General features: G+C 70.2%; 20 protein-coding genes. 8 read left to right on the top strand and 12 right to left on the bottom strand.

The genetic code is table 11. The features are described 5' to 3' along the window. Nucleotides 1-136: 136 nt before the first annotated feature. Entirely contained in the window at nt 137-1,510 is a 1,374-nt protein-coding gene (locus ABZ833_RS00605; RefSeq protein WP_361039093.1) for an MFS transporter, read from the top strand. Between the two features lie 75 nt (nt 1,511-1,585). Next, nucleotides 1,586-2,389, top strand: coding sequence for a carbon-nitrogen hydrolase family protein (locus ABZ833_RS00600; protein WP_361039090.1), 804 nt, complete (start codon nt 1,586-1,588; stop codon nt 2,387-2,389). 101 nt (nt 2,390-2,490) lie between these two features. Here ABZ833_RS00600 and ABZ833_RS00595 read toward each other — a convergent pair whose 3' ends face one another. The 7 genes from ABZ833_RS00595 to ABZ833_RS00565 form a co-directional block, all read right to left on the bottom strand. Then, nucleotides 2,491-3,138, bottom strand: coding sequence for a GntR family transcriptional regulator (locus tag ABZ833_RS00595; RefSeq protein WP_361039088.1), 648 nt, complete (start codon nt 3,136-3,138; stop codon nt 2,491-2,493). Nucleotides 3,139-3,594: 456 nt separating this feature from the next. Beyond that, nucleotides 3,595-4,053, bottom strand: a complete 459-nt coding sequence (locus ABZ833_RS00590) for an N-acetyltransferase (protein ID WP_361039086.1) — start codon at nt 4,051-4,053, stop codon at nt 3,595-3,597. A gap of 29 nt (nt 4,054-4,082) precedes the next feature. After that, nucleotides 4,083-4,625 carry a cupin domain-containing protein gene (locus ABZ833_RS00585; protein ID WP_361039083.1) on the bottom strand — a complete coding sequence of 181 codons (543 nt, stop codon included), beginning with the start codon at nt 4,623-4,625 and terminating at the stop codon, nt 4,083-4,085. Between the two features lie 323 nt (nt 4,626-4,948). Further along, a complete protein-coding gene (locus tag ABZ833_RS00580; protein ID WP_361039080.1) occupies nt 4,949-6,031 on the bottom strand; it encodes a tartrate dehydrogenase in 1,083 nt (360 codons plus the stop codon). A gap of 178 nt (nt 6,032-6,209) precedes the next feature. Beyond that, the gene (locus ABZ833_RS00575; protein ID WP_361039078.1) at nt 6,210-7,112 is read right to left on the bottom strand and encodes a LysR family transcriptional regulator; all 903 of its coding nucleotides are present in this window, start codon (nt 7,110-7,112) and stop codon (nt 6,210-6,212) included. Nucleotides 7,113-7,153: 41 nt separating this feature from the next. Continuing rightward, nucleotides 7,154-8,584 carry a C4-dicarboxylate transporter DctA gene (gene dctA / locus ABZ833_RS00570; RefSeq protein ID WP_361039075.1) on the bottom strand — a complete coding sequence of 477 codons (1,431 nt, stop codon included), beginning with the start codon at nt 8,582-8,584 and terminating at the stop codon, nt 7,154-7,156. Between the two features lie 279 nt (nt 8,585-8,863). Further along, nucleotides 8,864-9,484, bottom strand: a complete 621-nt coding sequence (locus ABZ833_RS00565) for a hypothetical protein (RefSeq protein ID WP_361039072.1) — start codon at nt 9,482-9,484, stop codon at nt 8,864-8,866. A 320-nt stretch (nt 9,485-9,804) separates the two neighbouring features. Here ABZ833_RS00565 and ABZ833_RS00560 point away from each other — a divergent pair, with 320 nt between their 5' ends. Further along, nucleotides 9,805-11,016: a hypothetical protein gene (locus tag ABZ833_RS00560; protein ID WP_361039069.1), complete on the top strand. Its 1,212-nt coding sequence runs from the start codon at nt 9,805-9,807 to the stop codon at nt 11,014-11,016. Nucleotides 11,017-11,082: 66 nt separating this feature from the next. Here ABZ833_RS00560 and ABZ833_RS00555 read toward each other — a convergent pair whose 3' ends face one another. After that, nucleotides 11,083-11,574, bottom strand: a complete 492-nt coding sequence (locus ABZ833_RS00555) for an Rrf2 family transcriptional regulator (RefSeq protein WP_361039066.1) — start codon at nt 11,572-11,574, stop codon at nt 11,083-11,085. 106 nt (nt 11,575-11,680) lie between these two features. On the opposite strand from ABZ833_RS00555, the gene ABZ833_RS00550 reads away from it, so the two are divergent. Next, on the top strand, nt 11,681-12,421 hold the full coding sequence (locus ABZ833_RS00550; RefSeq protein ID WP_361039063.1) for an NAD(P)H-binding protein: 741 nt from the start codon (nt 11,681-11,683) through the stop codon (nt 12,419-12,421). A gap of 67 nt (nt 12,422-12,488) precedes the next feature. Here ABZ833_RS00550 and ABZ833_RS00545 read toward each other — a convergent pair whose 3' ends face one another. Further along, complete coding sequence (locus tag ABZ833_RS00545; protein ID WP_361039060.1) at nt 12,489-13,295, bottom strand: sulfite exporter TauE/SafE family protein; 807 nt, start codon at nt 13,293-13,295, stop codon at nt 12,489-12,491. Between the two features lie 85 nt (nt 13,296-13,380). Here ABZ833_RS00545 and ABZ833_RS00540 point away from each other — a divergent pair, with 85 nt between their 5' ends. From ABZ833_RS00540 to ABZ833_RS00530, 3 genes are all read left to right on the top strand, one after another. After that, nucleotides 13,381-14,154 (top strand): helix-turn-helix transcriptional regulator, encoded by a 774-nt coding sequence (locus ABZ833_RS00540; RefSeq protein WP_361039057.1) that lies wholly within the window; start codon nt 13,381-13,383, stop codon nt 14,152-14,154. A gap of 366 nt (nt 14,155-14,520) precedes the next feature. Next, nucleotides 14,521-15,030: a transglycosylase SLT domain-containing protein gene (locus ABZ833_RS00535; RefSeq protein WP_361039055.1), complete on the top strand. Its 510-nt coding sequence runs from the start codon at nt 14,521-14,523 to the stop codon at nt 15,028-15,030. A 28-nt stretch (nt 15,031-15,058) separates the two neighbouring features. After that, nucleotides 15,059-16,195, top strand: coding sequence for an LCP family protein (locus tag ABZ833_RS00530; protein ID WP_361039052.1), 1,137 nt, complete (start codon nt 15,059-15,061; stop codon nt 16,193-16,195). 25 nt (nt 16,196-16,220) lie between these two features. On the opposite strand, the gene ABZ833_RS00525 is transcribed toward ABZ833_RS00530, so the two are convergent. From ABZ833_RS00525 to ABZ833_RS00515, 3 genes are all read right to left on the bottom strand, one after another. After that, entirely contained in the window at nt 16,221-18,359 is a 2,139-nt protein-coding gene (locus ABZ833_RS00525; RefSeq protein ID WP_361039049.1) for an efflux RND transporter permease subunit, read from the bottom strand. A gap of 91 nt (nt 18,360-18,450) precedes the next feature. Further along, nucleotides 18,451-18,948: a MarR family transcriptional regulator gene (locus tag ABZ833_RS00520; RefSeq protein ID WP_361039046.1), complete on the bottom strand. Its 498-nt coding sequence runs from the start codon at nt 18,946-18,948 to the stop codon at nt 18,451-18,453. Between the two features lie 72 nt (nt 18,949-19,020). Continuing rightward, nucleotides 19,021-19,623 carry a DUF6417 family protein gene (locus tag ABZ833_RS00515; RefSeq protein ID WP_361039043.1) on the bottom strand — a complete coding sequence of 201 codons (603 nt, stop codon included), beginning with the start codon at nt 19,621-19,623 and terminating at the stop codon, nt 19,021-19,023. Nucleotides 19,624-19,985: 362 nt separating this feature from the next. On the opposite strand from ABZ833_RS00515, the gene ABZ833_RS00510 reads away from it, so the two are divergent. Next, nucleotides 19,986-20,384, top strand: a complete 399-nt coding sequence (locus ABZ833_RS00510) for an ANTAR domain-containing protein (protein ID WP_361039041.1) — start codon at nt 19,986-19,988, stop codon at nt 20,382-20,384. Nucleotides 20,385-20,450 lie beyond the last annotated feature (66 nt).

The raw sequence follows: 20,450 nt of genomic DNA, 5'->3' as shown, positions 1-20,450 counted from the left end.
GGGGCACTCCAAAAGACGGGCGGGTCTCGACACGGTCAACTTCCGGCGAGGGGGTTGCGCATACGACCTGTATACAAGAAGTATGCCGGAAGGTCGATGTCCAGGTCGATGTCCCTCGACGCAAGGATCGGGAAGCATGCAGCACACCCCACAGGGCCCACCGGCGGTCTCGCCGGACCGCTCCGGCATCCGCCGGGCCTTCTTCGCCAGCCTCACCGGGACCGCTCTGGAGTGGTACGACTTCGCGGTCTACTCCGCCGCCGCGGCGCTCGTCTTCGGTGATCTCTTCTTCCCCTCGGAGGACCCCCTCACCGGCACCCTCCTGGCGTTCTCCACCTATGCCGTCGGCTACGTCTCGCGCCCGCTCGGCGGGTTCGTCTTCGGGCGCCTGGGTGACGTGATCGGCCGCAAGAAGGTCCTCATCGCCACCCTGGTCCTCATCGGCGCGGCCACGTTCCTCATCGGGGTCCTGCCCACGCACGCCACCGCGGGCGCCGCCGCCCCCATCGCCCTGGTCGTGCTGCGGTTCGCGCAGGGTGTCGGGGTCGGCGGCGAATGGGGCGGCGCGGTCCTGCTGTCCAGCGAGTTCGGCGATCCGCGCCGCCGCGGCTTCTACGCCTCGGCCGCACAGATCGGACCACCCGCCGGAAACCTCCTGGCCAACGGAGTGCTGGCGGCCCTGGGTGTGCTGCTCACCGAGGAGCAGTTCCTCTCCTGGGGCTGGCGCGTGGCCTTCCTGCTCTCGGGCGTTCTGGTCGCCTTCGGGCTGTGGATCAGGGCGAAGCTGGAGGAGACCCCCGTCTTCAAGGCCATGGAAGCCGAGGAATCCCGGCCCGAGGCGCCCATCCGCGAGGTCTTCACCACCCAGCCCCGCGCCCTGTGCGCCGCGATCCTCAGCCGGGTGGCCCCCGATGTGCTCTATGCGATGTTCACGGTGTTCGTCCTCACCTACGCCACCGACGAACTGGGCATGAGCCGCGGCTCCGCACTGACGGCCGTCCTGCTCGGCTCCTTCCTCCAGATCTTCCTCATCCCTCTGGCCGGCGCCCTGTCCGACCGGGTCAACCGCCGTCTTCTGTACGGCTGTTCCGCCCTCGCCGCGGGGGCGTGGCCCTTCGTGTTCTTCCTCGTGGTCGACGGCAGCAGCTGGATCCTGCTGGTGTGCGGCGTCGTGGTGGCCCTGGCCATCCACTCCTTCATGTACGGCCCGCAGGCGGCCTTCGTCGCCGAGCAGTTCTCGCCCCGCCTGCGCTACACCGGCTCCTCGCTCGCCTACACCCTCGCGGGCCTCATCGGCGGAGCGGTCGCCCCGCTGCTGTTCACCGCCCTGCTCAGCTCGTACGACAGCTGGGTCCCGCTGGCGCTCTACCTCGCCGCCGCGGCAGCCGTGACCCTCATCGGTCTCTGCCTGGGCAGGGACTCCGCCCACGCCGAGAAGGAGGACGCGCTGCTCGCAGGCGCAGGCTCAGGCGCGACGGAGGCGGCCGTGCCAGCCACCCGCGTGCCGTGACGGGCTGCACCGCCCCCCTGGCTTCCACCTCACCTCACTTCACCCACCCGTCCCGACTCCGAAAGGCGGTCCACCGTGCGCATCGCACTGAGCCAGCTCACCACCGGCCCCGAGCCCAGCAAGAACCTCGCCCTCATCGAGGAATGGACCGCACGCGCGGCGGACGCGGGCGCGGACGTCGTCGTCTTCCCCGAGGCGTCGATGGCCTGCTTCGGCACGCCCCTGGCGCCGCTCGCCGAACCCCTGGACGGCCCCTGGGCCACCGGGGTCCGCGCCGTCGCGGAGGCGGCGGGCATCACCGTCGTGGCGGGCATGTTCACCCCCGCGCCCGGCGGCCGGGTGGCCAACACCCTGCTGGCCACGGGCCGCGGCGCCGAAGCGTCGTACGACAAGATCCATCTCTACGACGCATTCGGCTATGCGGAGTCCGACACCGTGGCCGCCGGAACGCGGGTCGTCACGATCGACGTGGACGGCGTCCGCCTGGGCCTGGCCACGTGCTACGACGTGCGCTTCCCTGAGCTGTTCCGGGCCCATGCCGACGCGGGGGCCACCGCGACCCTGCTGGCGGCCTCCTGGGGTGCGGGACCCGGCAAGGTCGATCAGTGGGAGCTGCTGGTGCGGGCCCGGGCCCTGGACGCCACGCTGTGGGTCGCGGCCGTCGGCCAGGCCGATCCGGCCGCCGGGGGAGTCGCGGCCCAGGGAACGGCGCCCACCGGAGTGGGGCACAGCATGGTCGTCGGCCCGGACGGGACCGTGCGCGACCGCCTGGGGGCCGGGCCGGAGCTCGTGGTGACCGAGGTGGACACCGACGAGGTCGAGGCTGTCCGCAAGAAGATCCCGGTACTGGCCAACCGCCGCCTGGGGGAGCACGTCTGACCAGACCGACCCCACAACTCCCTCTGCCCACCGGGCCGGAGGGCTCCCGCCGGAGCCCTCCGGCCCGAAGGCATGCCGAGGGGCCCGGCAACTCCACTCACCTACCCGGCGAGCAACACCTTCAGCGTCGACTCCAGATGGCTGTCGATCGCGGAGCACGCGGCCTGCGCGTCACCGGCCGCGAGGGCGTCCACGATCGCCTGGTGCTCGTCGAGCACCGCTTCCTGACGGCCCTGCTGGTTGTACAGGGCCACGACACCGGCCCGCACCTGGCGGCTGCGCAGCCCCTCGTAATGCCGGTCGAGCAGGGCGTTGCCCACGGCCGACACGAGTGTCGAGTGGAACAGGTGGTCCACGTCGATGAACTCCTTGGCCTGGTCGGGCCCGCTCAGCACGCGCTGGCGCTGAAGGAGTTCCCCCAACTCCTGGGCCGGAGCCCGGCCCGTGCCGATGACGTGCTGCGCCGCGTACCGCTCGACGATCCCGCGCAGCTGCATCAGCTCGGTGATCTCACGCCCCGACAAGGGCGCGACCCGCGCACCGCGCTTGGGCACCAACTCCACGAGATCCTCGGCGGCCAGGAGGAGCAGCGCCTCGCGGATCGGGGTGCGCGAGACACCGATCCGATCGGCGATGTCCTGCTCCGAGAGGTACTCACCCTGCATCGCCGGGTCCGTCAGCACCGTGTCCTTGAGATACGCGTACGCCTTCTCCCGACCGGACGCCACCACTACCCCCAGAGATCGCATACACCTTGTATACGGAAGTTACCACGCGGTCCCGAGCAGCGCGGGGCCTTGCGTCAAGGCGAGGGGTGTCTACCGTGCAGGCATGGACGACGGCGTCATCCCAGACGATCTGATCGACCGCATTCGCGCAGCCGCCCGTGAGTGGGCCCGGCCTTGGGGCGAGGACGCACCGCGGAACATTCGGGCTGTGGCGACGACTCAGGACGCTGCGATGAAGCACCTTCACGAGAGTGACCGAGTGAGCGCTCCCCAAGTGCCGGTCTACCTCGTCACGATGGACGGTTCCTTCACGAGAAGGCCTGGCGTGCCCGGGGCCTGGGGCGTCTGGGCCGCCGTCTGCGTGTTCCGCTCGCCCTTTCGCGTCGGGCCCTACACGGTGAGGCCGCCCGGGTACGTTCCGCGCGGCCCGCTGGAACGGTTGGGGCGCGTGTACGAAGTCGGGGACGGCGGCAGCCGCTACGCCTCTGACCGGTAGCGAACCTCCTCGAACGGCCAGTCGGATGCCAGCCAGGTCGCCACTGCTCGGTGCAGTGGGCCGTCCGAGGTGCCGTGGTCCGCGCTCACCCATGAGCGGACATCCGTCACGTGCTCGTCCGTGCGCGACGGGTAGATGTAGACGCAGCCGATCACCTTTCCGGTGTCGTCGAGAACCGTGTAGGTGAAGCCGGTTCGTTTCTCGAAGTCGCTCGCATGGCTTTGCAGGTCACGGAGGTTCTCGGCCAGGCTCATCCCTGCCGGAGGCGGCCAGCTCCGTTCTTGGAAACCGGGGGTGGCGCGGATGTGCTCGATGCTCGACGTCCAGGCGACATGATCGGCGTCGTTGTGCTGCGGCCCGAGCGGCTCCAGGCGGAATCCGTCGGCAGCAAGACTCAGGGGAACGACGAAGTCGTCGGGGACAAATGGCTTCTCAGTCATGTGGGGAGGCTATCGAGCATGTGGGGAGGTTATCGAGGGCCGGGCTCGCCGCCCAGGACGTACAGCTCCGGCAGGTTCACCACGATCGCCTCCTGCGTGCTGCGGGCGATGACCACGACGGCCTCGTCGTCGGGGCTCGGGTTCTCCTCGCGATGCGGGACGTACGGGGGGACGAAGATGTAGTCACCCGGCGCCGTCCGGATCCGGATCTCCTCGGGCGTTCCGCCGGAGTCGTCCAGGAAGACGAACTCCGGGTGTCCCTTGACGACGTGGATGGCCGTCTCGGATGCCCCGTGGTGGTGGTTGGAGGACGCGGTGTCCGGCGCGACGTGGGTCTGGCCCATCCAGATGCGCTCCGAACCGACGCTCCCGCCGCTGATCGCGGCGAAGCGCCGCATGCCGCCCGTCTGCGCGGTGTCGCCGTCGAGGGCGTCGGCGCGGATGTGGTGAAGGCGGGCGTTCAGGGGCGGTGAACCGGCGTCATGGCCGGGAAGGTCCGGGTGGAACGCGTCGCGACGGGCGGCGGCGGCCGACTCGTCGTCGGAAGGCGTGGGCGCGGTGTTCGGGGCCATGGGAATCCTGCTCGTCGGGGCGGGCGCTCGGCGGTGTGGGTCACCGGCAACGGCGGCGAGCCGTGACGGGTGCTCGGCCGACGGATGGCGTACCCAAGATCATTGGCGACGTTAGAGAGCCGGACGAATGGTCGTCAAGGTGTGCGCCCGCCCGAATTATCCGCCGTAGGTGTGCGCGATGTGCCGGGCCCGTGGCGGCGATGACTGCTCCGCCGGGCCCGGCACATGGCGTGGCCGCTCGTCGTACGGCGGCCTGATCCGGCCCGTCGGCGCGACTGAGGACGGACCGGACATCGAGGGTGCGCCGGGGCGCGGGGAGCAGGTCAGGCGCCGAGTGCGTCGATCAGGGCCTTGGTCACGTCCTCGGTGGAAGCGGTGCCCGCGACGTCACGGGTGAGGACACCGGCCGCGGTGGTGGCCTCGATCGCCCTGTGCAGGCGGGCCGCCTCGTCGGCCAGGCCGAAGTGCTCCAGCATCAGCGCGGCGCTGCCGACCGCCCCGACCGGGTTGGCCAGACCCTGCCCGGCGATGTCGGGAGCCGAGCCGTGCACGGGCTCGAACATGCTCGGGAAGCGGCGCTCGGGGTTGAGGTTGGCGCTGGCCGCGAGGCCCAGGCTGCCGGCCAGGGCGCTGCCGAGGTCGGAGAGGATGTCGGCGTTGAGGTTGGAGGCGACGACGACGGAGAGCTCCTCGGGGCGCAGGACAAACTTCGCGGCCATGGCGTCGACCAGGACGCTCTCGGTCTCCACGTCCGGGTAGTCGGCGGCGACCCGCTTGAACACGTCGTCCCACAGCACCATGCCGTACTGCTGGGCGTTGCTCTTGGTGACGGACGAGACCTTGCGGTGCGTACGGGTGCGGGCCAGGTCGAAGGCGTAGCGCATGATCCGCTCGCAGCCCACCTCGGTGAACAGGGCCGACTGGAGGGCCACTTCACCGCCCGGTCCGCGGCCGGAGAGATTGCGTCCGCCCAGGCCCGCGTACTCGCCCTCACTGTTCTCGCGGACGACGACCCAGTCCAGGTCGGTGTCGTCCGCCTTGCGCAGCGGGCTCGTGATGCCGGGCAGGAAGTGCACGGGGCGGACGTTGGCCCACTGGTCGAAGCTCTGGCAGATCTTCAGGCGCAGGCCCCAGAGGCTGACGTGGTCCGGGACGCTGGGCCAGCCGACGGCACCGAAGTAGATCGCGTCGAAGTCCTTGAGCTGGTCGAGGCCGTCGTCGTCCATCATCTTCCCGGTGCGCTCGTAGTGGCCGCAGCCCCAGGGGAACTCCTGCCACTCGAAAGCGAAGGCGCCCTGCGAGTCGGCCGCGAGGGCGTCGAGGACGGCGCGGCCCGCGGCGACGACCTCGGTGCCGACACCGTCGGCGGGGATGGCGGCGATGCGGAAGGTGCGGGGTGCGGTCACGGGAGCCTCCGGTCATGCGGGTCCCCCGGCGCGGAGCGAGGCGGGGGACCGACGAGTGGATCGACGTCTTCGGTCGACACACTTGAGTCAACCCAGTGGGGCCGTGCCCCGTCCAAGACGAGGTTCCGATACAACCCATAGGCCCGGCCGATCAGTTCGCCGGTCGCGGCCACGGCGGTCAGGGCGCGGGAACCTGCTTGTGCCGCGCGTACGAGCGGGTCAGCTCCAGGAAGGCGCGGGCGCCCGGGGTGAGATGGGCGGGCAAGCTGATCATCGCGACGTGCAGGTGCGCGGTCGGCTCGATGGCGGCGACCGACGCACCGCAGCGGCGGGCGAGCCGCGTCCAGGAAGCGGGCAGGACCGCGATGCCCACCCCGGCCAGGACCAGGGGCAGGACGGAGGTGCGGTGGTCGACGACCGCGACGATCTCGGTGCCGTCCGTCTGCGCGGTGATGTCGTCGACGATGGAGCGCATCAGACTGCCGCCCCGGGCGGCGATCAGCTTGCGCCCGCCGAGGTCATCGGGGCGCAGGGTGGCGCCGTCCGGCACGTCACCGTCGGGACCGGCCACCACGACGAACGGCTGCTCCTCCAGGGGCAGGACATCGACACCGGAGAGCGCCACGGGCTTGGCCGCGCCGAGCAGGCCGAGCTCGCACGCACCGCTGCGTACGAGGCCGACGACGTCTTCGGGGGTGAACGCGGCGCGGCTGCTGATCGTGACGGAGGGGTGCAGTTCGGTGAAGCGGTGGGTCAGCGTGGTCAGCGGCTCGATGCCGGGCGAGGGCATGGCGGCGATCTCGACGGTGCCGCCGTGCAGACCGGAAAGCGCCTCCGCCTTGTCGCGCACGGCGGTCAGGTCGCGCAGGACGCGGCGGCTGGGTTCGAGGAGCTCGGCACCGGCCTCGCTGAGGACCACGCCGCGGCCCATGCGGTGGAAGAGCGAGACGCCCAGGTCGGATTCGAGGTTGGCCATCGCCTGCGACAACGACGGCTGCGCCACGTGGAGCGCGGCGGCCGCCTTGCTGAATCCGCCGTGCTCCACGATGGCGAGGAAGTATTCGAGTTGCCGCGCGTCCACTGTGCCTCCCACTGCCACGCCCTGTGGGCAATAGGCGGATCCTATCGGCGGGCGTGCACCGCCTCGTCGCCCGGCGCAGCCGCCTTCTCCGCCCCGCCCGTGTCCTGCTGCGGCACGGTGTCGGCCTCGCCCTCACCGGGTGGCAGGGCGTCCTCCCTGATCTGCCCGGCAAGCACAAGCCGGGCCCGTTCCAGATCGAGTCCCCCCTCCCAGCGGGCGACGACCAGGGTGGCGACCGCGTTGCCGTAGAAGTTGACCAGGGCACGGCACTCCGACATGAACTTGTCGATGCCGAAGATCAGCATGATGCCGGCCGCGGGCACATGACCGACGGTCGACAACGTCGCGGTCAGGGCGATGAAGCCGCCGCCCGCGACCCCGGCCGCGCCCTTCGACGTCAGCAACATCACAGCCAGCAGGCCCAGTTGGGCGCCCAGGGACAGCGCTGTGTCGGTGGCCTGGGCGATGTAGAGCGTGGCCAGGGACAGATAGATCGCCGCCCCGTCGAGATTGAAGCTGTAGCCGGTCGGCACGACCAGTCCCACCGTGGAGCGCTCGGCGCCCATGAACTGGAGCCCCCGCATCAGACCCGGCAGGGCGGGCTCGGCCGTGGAGGTGCCGAGGACCAGGTAGAACTCCTCCTTGAAGTAGCGGAAGAGCTGAAAGATGTTCAGCCGCACGTACGCCGCGAGCACCCCGCCGAGCACCACCACGACGAACAGGATCGACGTCACGTAGAAGAGCAGGATCAGCGAGCCGAGGCTGGTCAGCGTGGAGAGGCCGAACTTCCCGATGGCGTACGACATCGCGCCGAACGCGCCGAGCGGCGCCGCCTTCATCACGAACGCCAGGACCTTGAACACCACCTGGGTCAGCCGGTTGACCCCGGCGATGACCGGCTCGCCCACCGCGCCCACCGACTTCAGCGCGACTCCGAAGATCACCGCGAGGAAGATGACCTGGAGGATGTCGCCCTCGACGAACGCGCCGAAGAAGCTGTCCGGGACGATGCCCGTCAGGAACTCCCACCAGTGCTGGTGCTCACCTGCCTTGATGTACTGCCCGGCGTCGCCGGAGACCTCCAGCGCGGAGGGGTTGGCGTGCACGCCGTCGCCGAGCCGGAAGAGATTGATCGCGATCAGGCCGGTCACCAGGGCGATGATCGTGCCCACCTGGAAGTAGGTCAGCGCCTTCAGCCCTGTCCGGCCGACCTTCTTCAGGTCGGAGACCCCGGAGATGCCGCCGATGATCGTCAGGAACACGATCGGCCCGATGAGCATCTTCATCGCGGTGATGAACGTGGTGCCGATCGGCTCCATCGACGTGGCGAGATCCGGCCAGCGCCAGCCCAGCACGATTCCGACGACGATCGCCGCAAGCACCTGCACGTACAACTGCCGGTACCACGGCTTGCTCTTCACCACGGCGCTCCCTGCGGCGCCGCTCGCGGCACGGTTCGGGGCATGCGTCATTGCAACCTCCATCCAGGCACGGGCGGGGTTCACCGGCGCGCTCCACGCAGAGCAGAGGCGGCACTCCCGGGGGCAGGAGCGGCGTCGCGTACCGAGAGCCGACTGTGAAACCCCGTGCGACACCGGGTCCCGACCGGTCGCCGCACCAACTACCGGGTCAGTGAAGCCGGTCACAGAGGAGGAGGTCCACGACCAAAAACCGATGCCCCGTATAGGGCGTGCCTATACGGGGCTCGGTCACGGTGAACGGGCCTGTCGTCGCGACAGGGGCCCCACCGCTCAGCTGGTGGTGGGGACGGCGTAGGGGGTGACTTCGCAGTGATCGACCGAGTCGACCAGGCCCTCGCCACCGATCTCGATCCGGGTGGTCTTCTTGCCCTTCCCGGGCACCTTGACCTCTTCGCTCTCCTCGATGATGGTGATGCCGTCGGCGTCCAGGAAGGTGACCGACACCCAGAAGCGGCCTGTCTTCTCGTTGCCGTTCGTGACCTTGACCGTCGCGTACGGAGCAGTCTTGGTCGCGCAGCTCACCAACTTGGCCTTCGCGTCCTCCATCCGCTCGCCGCCCGGGGAGCTGGAGGAGGTGGAGCCGTGGGTCGGCCGCCGGTTGTAGGCGCCGCCGCTGGTACTGCTGCTCCCGTCGCCGCTGCTGCCGTACGCATCGTCATCGTCGTCGTAATCCGAACCCGATGTCGTCGACCCGGACGACCCGTAGCTGTCGGAGCTGTTCGACGACGAACTGTCGTGGTTCTGGCTCGAACTGCTGCAGCCGCCTCCGCCGCCTCCGCTGCTGTGGCGACTGCCACCGCCGTGACCCCGGCCTGTCGTGAAGCCGGTCAGGGCAAGCGCCGACAGCACCAGTGTCGCCGTGACCTTGAGTGTGCGCCCCCGATTTCTCATTGGATCATCCTAGCCACCGCTGCCGGTGCGACGGGCCGGGCGGTGCGCCGTCGGTGGGATGCCAACTCCAGGTGCAGCGGCAGGGGTTCAGGGCATCCGCCGGGGAGGGGCGACGCGCGTCTCCCCGGGCCGTCGGACCGCCGGGCCAGGAGCCGACGACTGATCGGCATCGCGTAAATGAAATCCATGGTCAACGGCCCGTCGGCGGAGTACGTGCCGACGTGCGGCTCCTCCAGTGGCGGGTGGAAAGAAGCGTGCATAAAACGGGAGACACGTACACACGTGGGACGAGGACGTCCCGCTGAAATGGAGAAGTGAAAATGGCCGCTGAGTCATTCTCTGCCGCGGGGGAAACTTCCGGGACCGGCGAACCTCTGGTTTCGACGTCGGTTCACTGGGGCACCGCGCAGCTCGGCGCCCCGACGCGCGATCAGCCCGCCCCGTGGCCGCAGGAAGCCGACCACGACACCGACGGCGTTCCCTCGGAAGCGACCGCGTACGACGCCGACGGTGGCCCCTCGGAACAAGCACCGCCCGACACCGGCGACGGAGCCTCGGAAGAGGCGCCGTCCGACACCGACGACGATGCGGTGGAAGAGCTCATACGCGTCGCCGTGGTGTCCCGGCCCCTGGACGACGTCGTCGACCTCGTCACCCTCCTGGAGCAGTCACCTGACGGTGTGACCACCGCAGCCTCGGTACTGCGTCTGGCGGCCGTGGCCCGCTCCGTCGACGACGTCACCCGGCTGGTGGAACTCCTGGGCCCGCCGGAACACCCCGCCGAGCACATGGACGAGGCCATCCGGCACGCCGCCGAGGAGCGGCCCATCCCGGAGGTGAGCCGTCTCGTCCACCTGCTGTCCCGCCCTCCGCACGATCCGCACAGCGGCGCCGAGGCGGTGCACGCCGCAGGGACGACCAGGTCTGTCGAGGATCTGATGCAGCTGATCGGCAGCCTGAGAGAGCAGAAGGGCGCCGACAGCACCGAGGCCGAAGCTCCGGACAGCACTCCGGACAGCACTCGGGGCAACTCCGGGGCCAAGGCCCCGGAAGCGCCGAGCGCGGCGTCCGCCGAGGCCGTCCGCCCCGTACCCGTCCCGGCGGCCGCGGTCACGCCCGCACAGGGCGCGACACCCCTGGTCTGGCTGCGTCGCGTGGCAGGCGTACTTCTTCTGCTCTGTGCGGCGGCTCATTTCCCGGTGAACTGGTCGGACGCCTCCACCCTCGGCCTCTCCGTCGCGCTCGGCGTCTCCATCCTCTGCGCTCTGGCGGGTGTGGCGCTGATCCTGAGCGGGTCACCGGTCGTGGCCGTGGCGAGCACCCTGGTGGCCGGTGCGCTGGCCGTCAGCCACCTCGTGGACGACCGGGTCGACTCCAAGACGCTCGCCTACGTGCTGCGGCCCGACGGGGTGGCAGCTCCCCTTCCGGCCCTGTCCGCGATGGTGGCTGCGCTGGCCGCACTGCTGGTCGTGGCGTTCACGGTCGCCGGCCTCAGGGCCGCGGCCAACCGCGCCCCCGCCGCGCGTAGTTAGGCGTACGCGAAGAGACACTCGCGCCCATCGGCGACGACATCGCCGATGGGCGCGAGCGCGTGTCCGTCAGCCGTCGGAACCGTTCGCCGCGTCGAGCCACGTACCGATGCTCGGCAGAGCCTCGGGCCCGCTGTCCTGCTCCACCGAGCCGACCAGATCCGCGATGGAGACCGCCTGCAGCGACGCGCGCCAGGCGGCATCGGCCGCACTCATCGCGCGGGCGATGGGGCACTGCTTGGTGCAGTCCTGGGGCGGTGTGCCGAAGGGGCCCCGCTGGCGGATCTCGGTGCACGTGAAGGCAGGGCTCGCCCCGTCGACGGCCAGGACGACGTCCAGGACCGCGATGTCGGCGGCCGGCTTGGTCAGGACGTATCCGCCCGTCTTGCCCTGGATGGACTTCACGAGGTCCGCCCGGGACAGGGCCTGCATCTGTTTGGCCAGGTAGCTGGGTGAGACGTCGTGCAGCTGCGCCAGTCGCGCGGCCGGGACCGGCTCGGTTGCCGCGGTCAGCACCACACAGCAGTGCAGTGCCCACTCCACGCCGCCGGACAGTTTCATGCGTCCTCCCAGTTGACTCGGACACAGGCTATCCGAGTATTATCTCGGACATCAGGTATCCGAGTTTGCGACAGCAGTGGGACTCGGTTCACAGAAGGGCACGATCATGAACATCACGGTCATCGGCGGCACCGGGCTGATCGGTTCCCAACTCGTCTCCCGGCTCCGTGAGGCAGGCCACGAGGTGGTCGCCTCCTCCCTGTCGACCGGAGTCGACCTGCTCACCGGCGCGGGCCTCGACCAGGCGCTCAAGGGCGCGGACACGGTCGTCAACGTGTCGAACTCGCCGACGTTCGACGAAGCGTCCCCGGACTTCTTCCGCACCACCACGGGGCAGCTGCTCGCCGCGGGGGAGCGCGCGGGCGTCCGTCATCAGGTCATCCTCTCCATCGTCGGAGTCGACCAGGTACCGCAGCTTGACTACTACCGAGCGAAGACGCTCCAGGAGGACCTGCTGCGGCAGGGGCCCACCCCGTACTCGATCGTGCGCGCCACCCAGTTCTTCGAGTTCATGGACGCGGTCATGTCCTGGACCGCCGACGAAGAGACCGTCCGGCTGCCCGCCACGCGCGTCCAGCCCATCTCGACGGCCGACGTGGTCCAGGCCCTCGCCGACGTCGCCACCGCCCCGCCGCTCAACGGCACGCTCGACGTCGCGGGCCCCGATGTCTTCCCGCTCGACGAGCTCGGCCGCCGCACGCTGTCGGCCCGCAAGGACCCCCGCAGCGTCGTCACCGACGAGACGGCGGGCATGTTCGCCGCCGTCGAAGGCGACGTTCTTGTCGCGGGCCCGGACGCGCGCGTGGCCGCCACCCGCTACGAGGACTGGCTCGGCGCCACCCGCTAGCCGACGCGCCTTGTGCTTGCTCTCGCTCCCCGGCACGAACCGTGTCAGGTGTCGGGGAGCAACCGCGTCAGGCCAAGAGCAGCATCGCCACCGCCACCATGCCGAGCAGCCCGATGTAGGCCCAGGCGTGAACGCGGTCGGGGATGCGCGGCGGGCGGCGTCTCAGCAGCGCGATGACCGGCAGAGCTCCCAGAAGCAGTGCGCCGGCGGCCCGGACGTCGATGAGACCCACCAGGTGCACCTGCGCGTCGGTCGCCGCGGGGACCGCCGCCACGCACAGGGACACCGCGGTGGCGGGGAGCGCGATGGCCAGGGTGAGGGGGTTGGCCAGCGCGGTCGCCACCCGCATCGTGTGCCCGGCCCGCCGCATCGCGGGGACGGTCATGACACTGCCTCCCACGCCGAGAAAGGCGGCCACCGCACCGATCGGTGCGCCGAGAGAGGGCGGCAGTGGACGTGGAGCGTCATCCGATGCCGCCTCGACCGGGGTGTAGGGGCGGAGGAAGCCGGGGCGCAGGAGCAGGTCCGTGATGGTGAGGCCGACGTACGCGATGAAGGCCCAGCTCGCCACATCGGCGGGAGCAAGGCGCGTGGCGAGCGCCCCGACCGAGGCCCCTGCCGCCAGCAGGACCAGCAGCCCGCCGCTGCCGCGGAGCGCGAGAAGCACCCGCCGCGGTGTGACGGCCGTCGCGAACGCCGCGTTCACCACCATCACCAGGGCCGACGTGGCCGTCGCCACCCGCATCGCGTCGCCGCCGAGCGCGGCGTCCGCCCACGCCACGACCGGCACCGCGACGAACCCTCCACCGAAGCCGAACAACACGGTCGTCACTCCGGTGAGGAGCCCCACCCCGGTCAACATCACGAAGTCCATGGGCCCCACCCCACCAGTCGCGACGGCCGTCCCGCATGCGATGGTCAGCCCTCTTCTTTCGCGTGTCAGCCACTAGCATGGGCGGGTGAAGAACGTCCCGCTGGCCGATGTCGACCACGTCGACCGGGCCGTCCTGCCGATCGGCACCGACTACCCGCCCGGCCACGTACTGGACTGGCACGAACACCGGCGCGCGCAGTTCCTCTACGGCGCCACCGGCGTCATGGTCGTCGACACCGCCGAGGGGACCTGGACCGTTCCACCCGAGCGCGCCGTGCTGATCCCGCCCGCCACGCGGCACCACGTCCGCATGCTGGGGGTGAGCACCCGGAGCCTCTACATCGAGCCGCGTGCAGTCCCCTGGTGGCCGGCCACCTGCACGGTCGTGGACGTTCCGCCGCTGCTGCGCGAGCTGCTCCTGGCCGCTGTCGAATTCGACGCCGACTACAGCCTCGCCGGGCGTGAGGGAAGCATCGCGGCGCTACTCCTGTACGAGATCGCCGAGCGCGCCCCGCTCCCGTTCCACGTGGGGATCCCGGCCTCCGCCGACCTCGCGCGCCTCTGCCGCGCGTACCTGTCCGCCCCGGACGCCGACGCCACCAACGCCGCCTGGGCCGCGAGCACGGCCATGAGCGAACGGGCCTTCACCCGGCGCTTCCGCTCCGAGACCGGTGACAGTCCCGCCGCCTGGAGGGGCCGCGCACGCCTGCTCGCGGCCGTCCCGCTGCTGCGCACCGCGTCGGTCAGCGAGGTCGGCGCCCGCATCGGCTACGCATCTCCCGCAGCGTTCACCGCCGCCTTCACCCGCGCCTTCGGTATGCCCCCTTCGCGCTTCACCGCGAGGCCGACGGCCACCTGACCTGCACATTTGCAGCGAAATCAGGCTGGATCGGCCTTGAGCGGGGCCGCGTACCCCGCCGAAGCCGTTTTCAAGCCCCGCAGACCCGTAAAAAGTCGCCGTGGCTGTGAGCCCACCCATAGGAGCCACGTCACATGCTAACGACGGTAGTAGAACCGCCGAGGCGCCCGCGGGCGGCCGCGAGTCCCCTGTGAGGCCTCTGACCAGGGCGTCCTGCGTACCGGGGTAGTACGTCACATCATTGCGTCCTGCTCCGGCCACCGCTAACCCTTGCTGAAGTTCCGGGGAGCCGGGATCGCACCGGGCGAATCCGCTCGGGTCGACCGAGCCCCCCACACAGACTTCGCATTGGAGAGTTACCCCCGCATGGCCATTACCGAGACGCAGACCCGCACCGGCCGCATCACCCGACTGCGCAAGATCTCCGTCGCCGGCATCGCCACCGCCGGTGCCGCGGCCGCGGCCCTCACGCTGGTCCCCTCGCCCGCCCAGGCCGCCGAGCCGACCGCGGCGACCACCAAGGCAGCCCAGGCCGCCAAGGCCGACAAGCCCTACGCTGACAACCTCGACGGCTGGATCAAGGAGTCCCTGGGCATCATGAAGGCCAAGGGCATCCCCGGCTCCTACGAGGGCCTGCACCGCAACATCATGCGCGAGTCCGCCGGTGACCCGAACGCCCAGAACGGCTGGGACGTGAACGCGCAGAACGGCACCCCGTCCAAGGGCCTGCTGCAGGTCATCCAGCCGACCTTCGACGCGTACCACGTCGCGGGCACCCCCAATAACCTGACCGACCCGGTCGCCAACATCACCGCGGCCGCGAACTACGCCGCCGACAAGTACGGCTCGATCGACAACGTCGACTCCGCCTACTGAGCAACCGGTCAACGAAAAGGGGCAGCGCATGCCGCACGAGAGCGGTGACGAGCAGCAGGCGCACATGGCCGACGGCCCCGCAGCGCCCGCCTACGGGCCCGCGCGTGTAAGGCGCTCCCGGCGCAAGCCGCGGAAGAAGACTCTGCGCTACGTCGCATGGGGCGCCCTGGGAGTGGTCCTGATCGGCGGAGGCGGTGTGGCCTACGCCTGGCAGCACCTCAACGGCAACATCCAGGGCACGGACGTGAACGCCGCCCTCGGGCACGACCGGCCGAGCCAGCAGAAGAACGGCTCGATGAACATCCTCCTGCTCGGGTCCGACTCCCGGGCGGGAACCCACGGCAAGTTCGGCAGCGGCGTCAGTGGAGCGCGCGCCGACACGGCGATGGTCCTGCACGTCGACAAGACCCACAAGAAGGCTTCGGTCGTCAGCATCCCGCGCGACACGATGGTCGAGCGGCCCCAGTGCGCGAAGCCGCACGGCGGCAAGGCGGCCGGCGCGCAGCAGGCCATGTTCAACTCGTCCTACCAAGTGGGCGGACCGGCGTGCACCGTGAAGACGGTCGAGAAGATGTCGGGCGTCCGCATGGACCACTACCTCGAAGTCGACTTCAAGGGATTCCAGAAGCTCATCGACGAGCTCGGCGGCGTGGACATCACCACCCGCAAGGCGATACACGACCCCAACAGCGGCCTCGCCCTGAGCGCGGGCAAGCACACGCTCAAGGGCAAGCAGGCACTTGAGCTCGTGCGCACCCGGCACGGCGTGGGCGACGGCAGCGACCTGGGCCGCATCCAGCTCCAGCAGGCGTTCATCAAGGCGCTGATCCACCGCGCCGACACCGTGGACCCGCTGGGCAGCCCCGCCAAGTCCTACGACCTGGCGGACACCGCGACCAAGACCATCAGCGCGGACTCCGAACTGGCCTCCGCGGACAAGCTCCTCGGTCTGGCCAAGGAGCTGAAGGGCATCAGCCCCGACCGCACCAACATGGTCACCATGCCGGTCACCTACGACGCCCAGGACTCGGGACGGGTCCTGCCACTGGACAAGGCATCGCACAAGGTGTGGTCCGCGCTGCGCCATGACCGGCCCATCCCGAAGTCCGCGACGCAGGACTCGGTGGGCGACAGGACCGACTCGCCGGTGACGGCGGGCACCTGACCCGCGTGCGGCCTGCCCCGGTTCCTCAGCCGGCCGCTGACTGCCCCGGCTTCGGGGAGTCGGGGCCGCGGCTGAGGACACCCGGCCACCATGCCGCCGGGCCGATGTCGCGCACGAGGGCCGGTACCAGAAGCGACCGGACGACCAGGGTGTCCAGCAGGACGCCGAAGGCGACGATGAACGCGATCTGGACGAGGAAGGCCAGCGGGATGATGCCGAGCGCCGCGAAGGTCGCCGCGAGGACGACCCCGGCCGAGGTGATGACGCCTCCGGTCGCGGTCAGCCCGCGCAACACCCCTTCGCGCGCCCCGTGGCGCAGTGATTCCTCGCGGACCCGGGACATCAGGAAGATGTTGTAGTCCACGCCGAGGGCCACCAGGAAGACGAATCCGTAGAGCGGTACGGAGGAGTCCGTGCCGCTGAATCCCAGCACGTGCTGGAAGACGAGGGCGGAAACTCCCAGAGTGGCAAGGAAGTTGAGCGCGACCGTCGCGACCAGCAGGACCGGCATGAGCAGCGACCTGAGCAGTCCGATCAGGATGACCAGGATGATCGCGAGGACCACCGGGACGATGAGCAGGCGGTCGTCCTCGGCGGTCCGCTGCGTGTCGTACTGCTGCGCGGTGTAGCCGCCGACCAGTCCGTCGGCCCCGTTCACCGCGTGGACGGCGTCGCGCAGCCGCGCCACGGTGTCCTTCGCCGCGTCGCTGTCGGCGGCGTCCCGCAGAGTGGCGTCGATGCGTACGCGGCCGTCGACGACGAGCAGTTCATCCGCGCCCGCCCCGCCCGCAACCGGCCGGCCGGACGCGCTCACGGCCGCGGCGGAGGACACCCCGTCGGTGCGTTCGACGGCGGCCGTGACCTGCTCGGCGCGGTCCGCATCCGCGATCACGACGGCAGGATTGCCCGAGCCTCCGGGGAAGTGCGCGCCGAGCGTCTGCTGTGCGGCCACCGAGGGCGCGTCGTTGACGAAGATCTCGTCCAGGGGCACGCCCTTGGAGCTGAGCGTGGGGGCGAAGGCGGTGCAGATGAGCAGGCCCACGAGAGTGCTCGCCCAGACCTTGCGCGGCGCCCGGTCGACGAGCGAGGCGATCTTGGTCCACACGCCCTGCCCCGCGGACTTCTCCGTGGCCGCCTTGGGCTTGGCGGGCCAGTACGCCGTACGCCCCAGGAGGATCAGGACCGCGGGCAGGAAGGTCAGCGTGCTCAGGACGGCGCAGGCGATGCCGATGGCGCCGACGGGCCCGAGCGCGCGGTTGTTGGTGAGGTCGCTCAGGAGCAGGGCGAGCAGGCCGAGCGCGACCGTGGCGCCGCTGGCGACGATGGGGCCGAGTGACCGGCGCAGGGCCGCCCGCATGGCGGTGACCCGGTCGCGGCCGACGGCCAGTTCCTCACGGAAGCGCGCGGTGAGCAGCAGCGCGTAGTCGGTCGCGGCGCCGATGACCAGGATGGAGAGGATGCCCTGGACCTGGCCGTCGACCCGGACGATGTCGTGGTCGGCCAGTACGTAGACGATTCCGCAGGCGAGGCCGAGGGCGAAGACGGCTCCGAGGATGATGACCAGCGGAAGCAGCAGGCTGCGGTAGACGAGCAGCAGAATCACCAGGACGGTGATCAGGGCCACCCCGAGCAGGAGGCCGTCGATGCCGCCGAAGGCGTCCGACAGGTCGGCCTGACTGGCGGCGGGACCGGCCACCTGGGCATCGGTCCCGGGCACCCGGGCCGCGGCGTCCCTGACCTTCTCCAGGGTGCCTTCCAGTTCCTCGCCGAGGTCGGGCCGCAGTTGGACGACACCTTGCAATGCCTGGCCGTCCTTGGACAGCACGGCCGGGGATGCCGGGCTGGTGACCCCTGACATGTCACTCAGGGAAGCCAGCGCCCGGGTGGCGGCGCTCTTCTGGGCCTGATCGATTCCGTCGGCCCGCGTGTCGCCGTCCGCGGTCCAGACGACGATCGCGGGGAGGGTCTCCTCCTGACGGAACTTCCGCTGTGCGTCGATGACTTGCGTGGACTCGGCGTTCTGCGGCAGGAAGGCGGACTGATCGTTGGTGGCGACCTCGCCGAGCTTCCCGGCGTACGGCCCGAGCGTGCCGCCGATGCCGAGCCAGGCGACGAGCAGGACGACGGGGGCAAGCCAGCGTGCCACGCGCGTACCTGTGGACATGGATCTCCTTGCGGACTCGATACCTCAATGGATAAGAATCTCAATGATTGAAGCATCTTGTTCGTCACGGGTACTCGGCGGGTGCCCGAACCTAGCGCTGACGCCCTCGCAGCTCGGAGAGCTCCTCGTTCATGGCGGCCAGGAAGCGCACCACCACGGCCAGTTCGTCCTCGCTGAACCGCACGCGAGCGTTCTCCGTCGCGGCGGCCAGCGGCTGGAAGAAGGTGCGTGCCGCCGACTTGGCTCCGGGTGCGTAGTGCAGATGCACCACCCGGCGGTCCTCGCTGTCCCGCGACCGGCGGATGTGTCCGGCCCGTTCAAGGCGGTCCAGGCAGGCGGTGACGGCGCCCGAGGTCAGCCCCAGATGGTCGCGCAGCCGTCCGGGAGTGAGCGGGCTGTCCGAGTCCAGAATGGCCGCCAGCGCCTGGACGTCGGTCGCGTGCAGGTCGTGACCGGCGGCGAAGCCGTGGATCAGCCGGTTGATCTCGCCGTTCATGCGCCGCAGCTGCACCGCGAACGACTGCAGATCTGTCGGCTCCGGCGCCGATGCCGCACTGCCGCTGGACGCTGAATCCTCTGTACTGGCCACACGCGCAGCTTATAGATCGCGCACCGGCGCACTCCCGCCACCCGTCACCCGCCATCCGTCACCCGCCATCCTTCACCCGCAGGTCGCAGTGGCTCCGGCGTCATGAGGAGGCGGCTCATAGCTCACCCCGTACACGCGGGCGAACCGGTTGGCGGGCGCCGCCGACCCGCCGAGCCGCTCCAGGAAGAACGCGCGCGCCATCGACTCCATCTGCTCACCGCTCACGTACACGACCCACCGGTTGGACGCCGCGTTGAAGCGGGCCGCGTCCACAGCCGACTCCAGACCCGACGCGGGGGCGTGCCGGAGTCGCCCGCGCAGCGCGAGGAACCGCCTCAGGGTGTCCAGCTCCGAGCGGCGCAGACCCACTTGCTGCAGTCCGGGCGAGGGGGCCTCGGCGGTCGACGGAGCGGCCCGCACCTCTGCGTAGAGGAGCGCATCCCACCCGTCGTCCGTCAATTGCACCGCCCACGGGGCCGGCGGACCGGCCCGCGCGGGCAGCTCGGCCTGATCCTCGCGGGTCTCGCGGGGTGCCGCCCGAAGCAGCCCGAGCCTCAGCAGGGGGCCCGTGGTGCGTTCATCAAGTCCGGGCCCTGCCGTGGCCCATCCATCAGTTGTGCGCTGCATGTCAGCCACGTGCCGCAGCAGCGCGTAATGCCCGGCCGAGCGCCGCATCCCTGCCCCTCCCGCCAAACAGTGCGTTGCCGCGACGCTAGCGTGCACCCCCGGCCGTAGGGGTGCTGTTGAGGTGGTCTACGCCCGAAATCGGTGTGGCACCAGGGGTGGTCGAACACGCGAACAAGCGAACAAGCAGTGCCCGTTCGAGCCGCCAGTGGGCACTGCACCTGTTTGAGATCAATGGAGATGGCTACTCGATCACAGCGAAGGCACAGCGCTGTGCGACGTAGGCGCCGGTCGGTTGGGACAGACAGCCACCGGCGCTGCCGCATGCACGGAAACAACAAACTCTGGCCATGAATGTGTGGGATCTGCGATGCTCACCTCATCAGCGGTCCTGCCGGCCCGACAGAGGCGGCGTGAGCAGACGAGAGGCAGAGCGGGTGGCTTCCTCATCGGACTCCCTCAACACACCGGCACTGAAACGCCATCGCGACCCCGTGCGACAGGCTCCCGAAGATGACTGCGCGGAAGAGGCTGCCGAGATCAAGGCGCTGCGCACCGAGGTGAACGACCTTCATCGCGCCCTGGAGTCCCATCCCGCCATAGACCAGGCGCGGGGCATGCTGATGTCGCTCGGCCCGTGTACCGCGGATGAGGCGTGGGGGATTCTGGTCGAGGTGTCGCAGAACTCCAACACCAAACTGCGGGCAGTGGCCGAAGAGCTGATCGCCACGACGGAGGGCGAGCCGCTGCCCAGCGCGATCCGCGCGGCGCTCGCCGAGGCGCTGAGAAAGCGGCACGAAGCTGCGGGATGATTCGCCCGTCCTTCACAAGCGCGAGCCGGTGACCTTGCCGTGAGTCGACAGGCCACCGGCCGCGGC

Origin of the sequence: Streptomyces sp. NPDC047525 (assembly GCF_040643025.1) — a bacterium.
GTDB classification, from domain to species: domain Bacteria; phylum Actinomycetota; class Actinomycetes; order Streptomycetales; family Streptomycetaceae; genus Streptomyces; species Streptomyces durmitorensis.
This window is presented reverse-complemented; position numbering and strand designations above follow the sequence as displayed.

Bases quoted from the DNA above. Each gene is read 5' to 3' on its own strand.
- ABZ833_RS00515 (WP_361039043.1), bottom strand. From the start codon at position 19,623: ATGCGGCGCTCGGCCGGGCATTACGCGCTGCTGCGGCACGTGGCTGAC.
- ABZ833_RS00595 (WP_361039088.1), bottom strand. From the start codon at position 3,138: ATGCGATCTCTGGGGGTAGTGGTGGCGTCCGGTCGGGAGAAGGCGTAC.
- ABZ833_RS00605 (WP_361039093.1), top strand. From the start codon at position 137: ATGCAGCACACCCCACAGGGCCCACCGGCGGTCTCGCCGGACCGCTCC.
- ABZ833_RS00590 (WP_361039086.1), bottom strand. From the start codon at position 4,053: ATGACTGAGAAGCCATTTGTCCCCGACGACTTCGTCGTTCCCCTGAGT.
- ABZ833_RS00565 (WP_361039072.1), bottom strand. From the start codon at position 9,484: ATGAGAAATCGGGGGCGCACACTCAAGGTCACGGCGACACTGGTGCTG.
- ABZ833_RS00545 (WP_361039060.1), bottom strand. From the start codon at position 13,295: ATGGACTTCGTGATGTTGACCGGGGTGGGGCTCCTCACCGGAGTGACG.
- ABZ833_RS00530 (WP_361039052.1), top strand. From the start codon at position 15,059: ATGCCGCACGAGAGCGGTGACGAGCAGCAGGCGCACATGGCCGACGGC.
- ABZ833_RS00525 (WP_361039049.1), bottom strand. From the start codon at position 18,359: ATGTCCACAGGTACGCGCGTGGCACGCTGGCTTGCCCCCGTCGTCCTG.
- ABZ833_RS00585 (WP_361039083.1), bottom strand. From the start codon at position 4,625: ATGGCCCCGAACACCGCGCCCACGCCTTCCGACGACGAGTCGGCCGCC.
- dctA (WP_361039075.1), bottom strand. From the start codon at position 8,584: ATGACGCATGCCCCGAACCGTGCCGCGAGCGGCGCCGCAGGGAGCGCC.
- ABZ833_RS00555 (WP_361039066.1), bottom strand. From the start codon at position 11,574: ATGAAACTGTCCGGCGGCGTGGAGTGGGCACTGCACTGCTGTGTGGTG.
- ABZ833_RS00550 (WP_361039063.1), top strand. From the start codon at position 11,681: ATGAACATCACGGTCATCGGCGGCACCGGGCTGATCGGTTCCCAACTC.
- ABZ833_RS00560 (WP_361039069.1), top strand. From the start codon at position 9,805: ATGGCCGCTGAGTCATTCTCTGCCGCGGGGGAAACTTCCGGGACCGGC.
- ABZ833_RS00535 (WP_361039055.1), top strand. From the start codon at position 14,521: ATGGCCATTACCGAGACGCAGACCCGCACCGGCCGCATCACCCGACTG.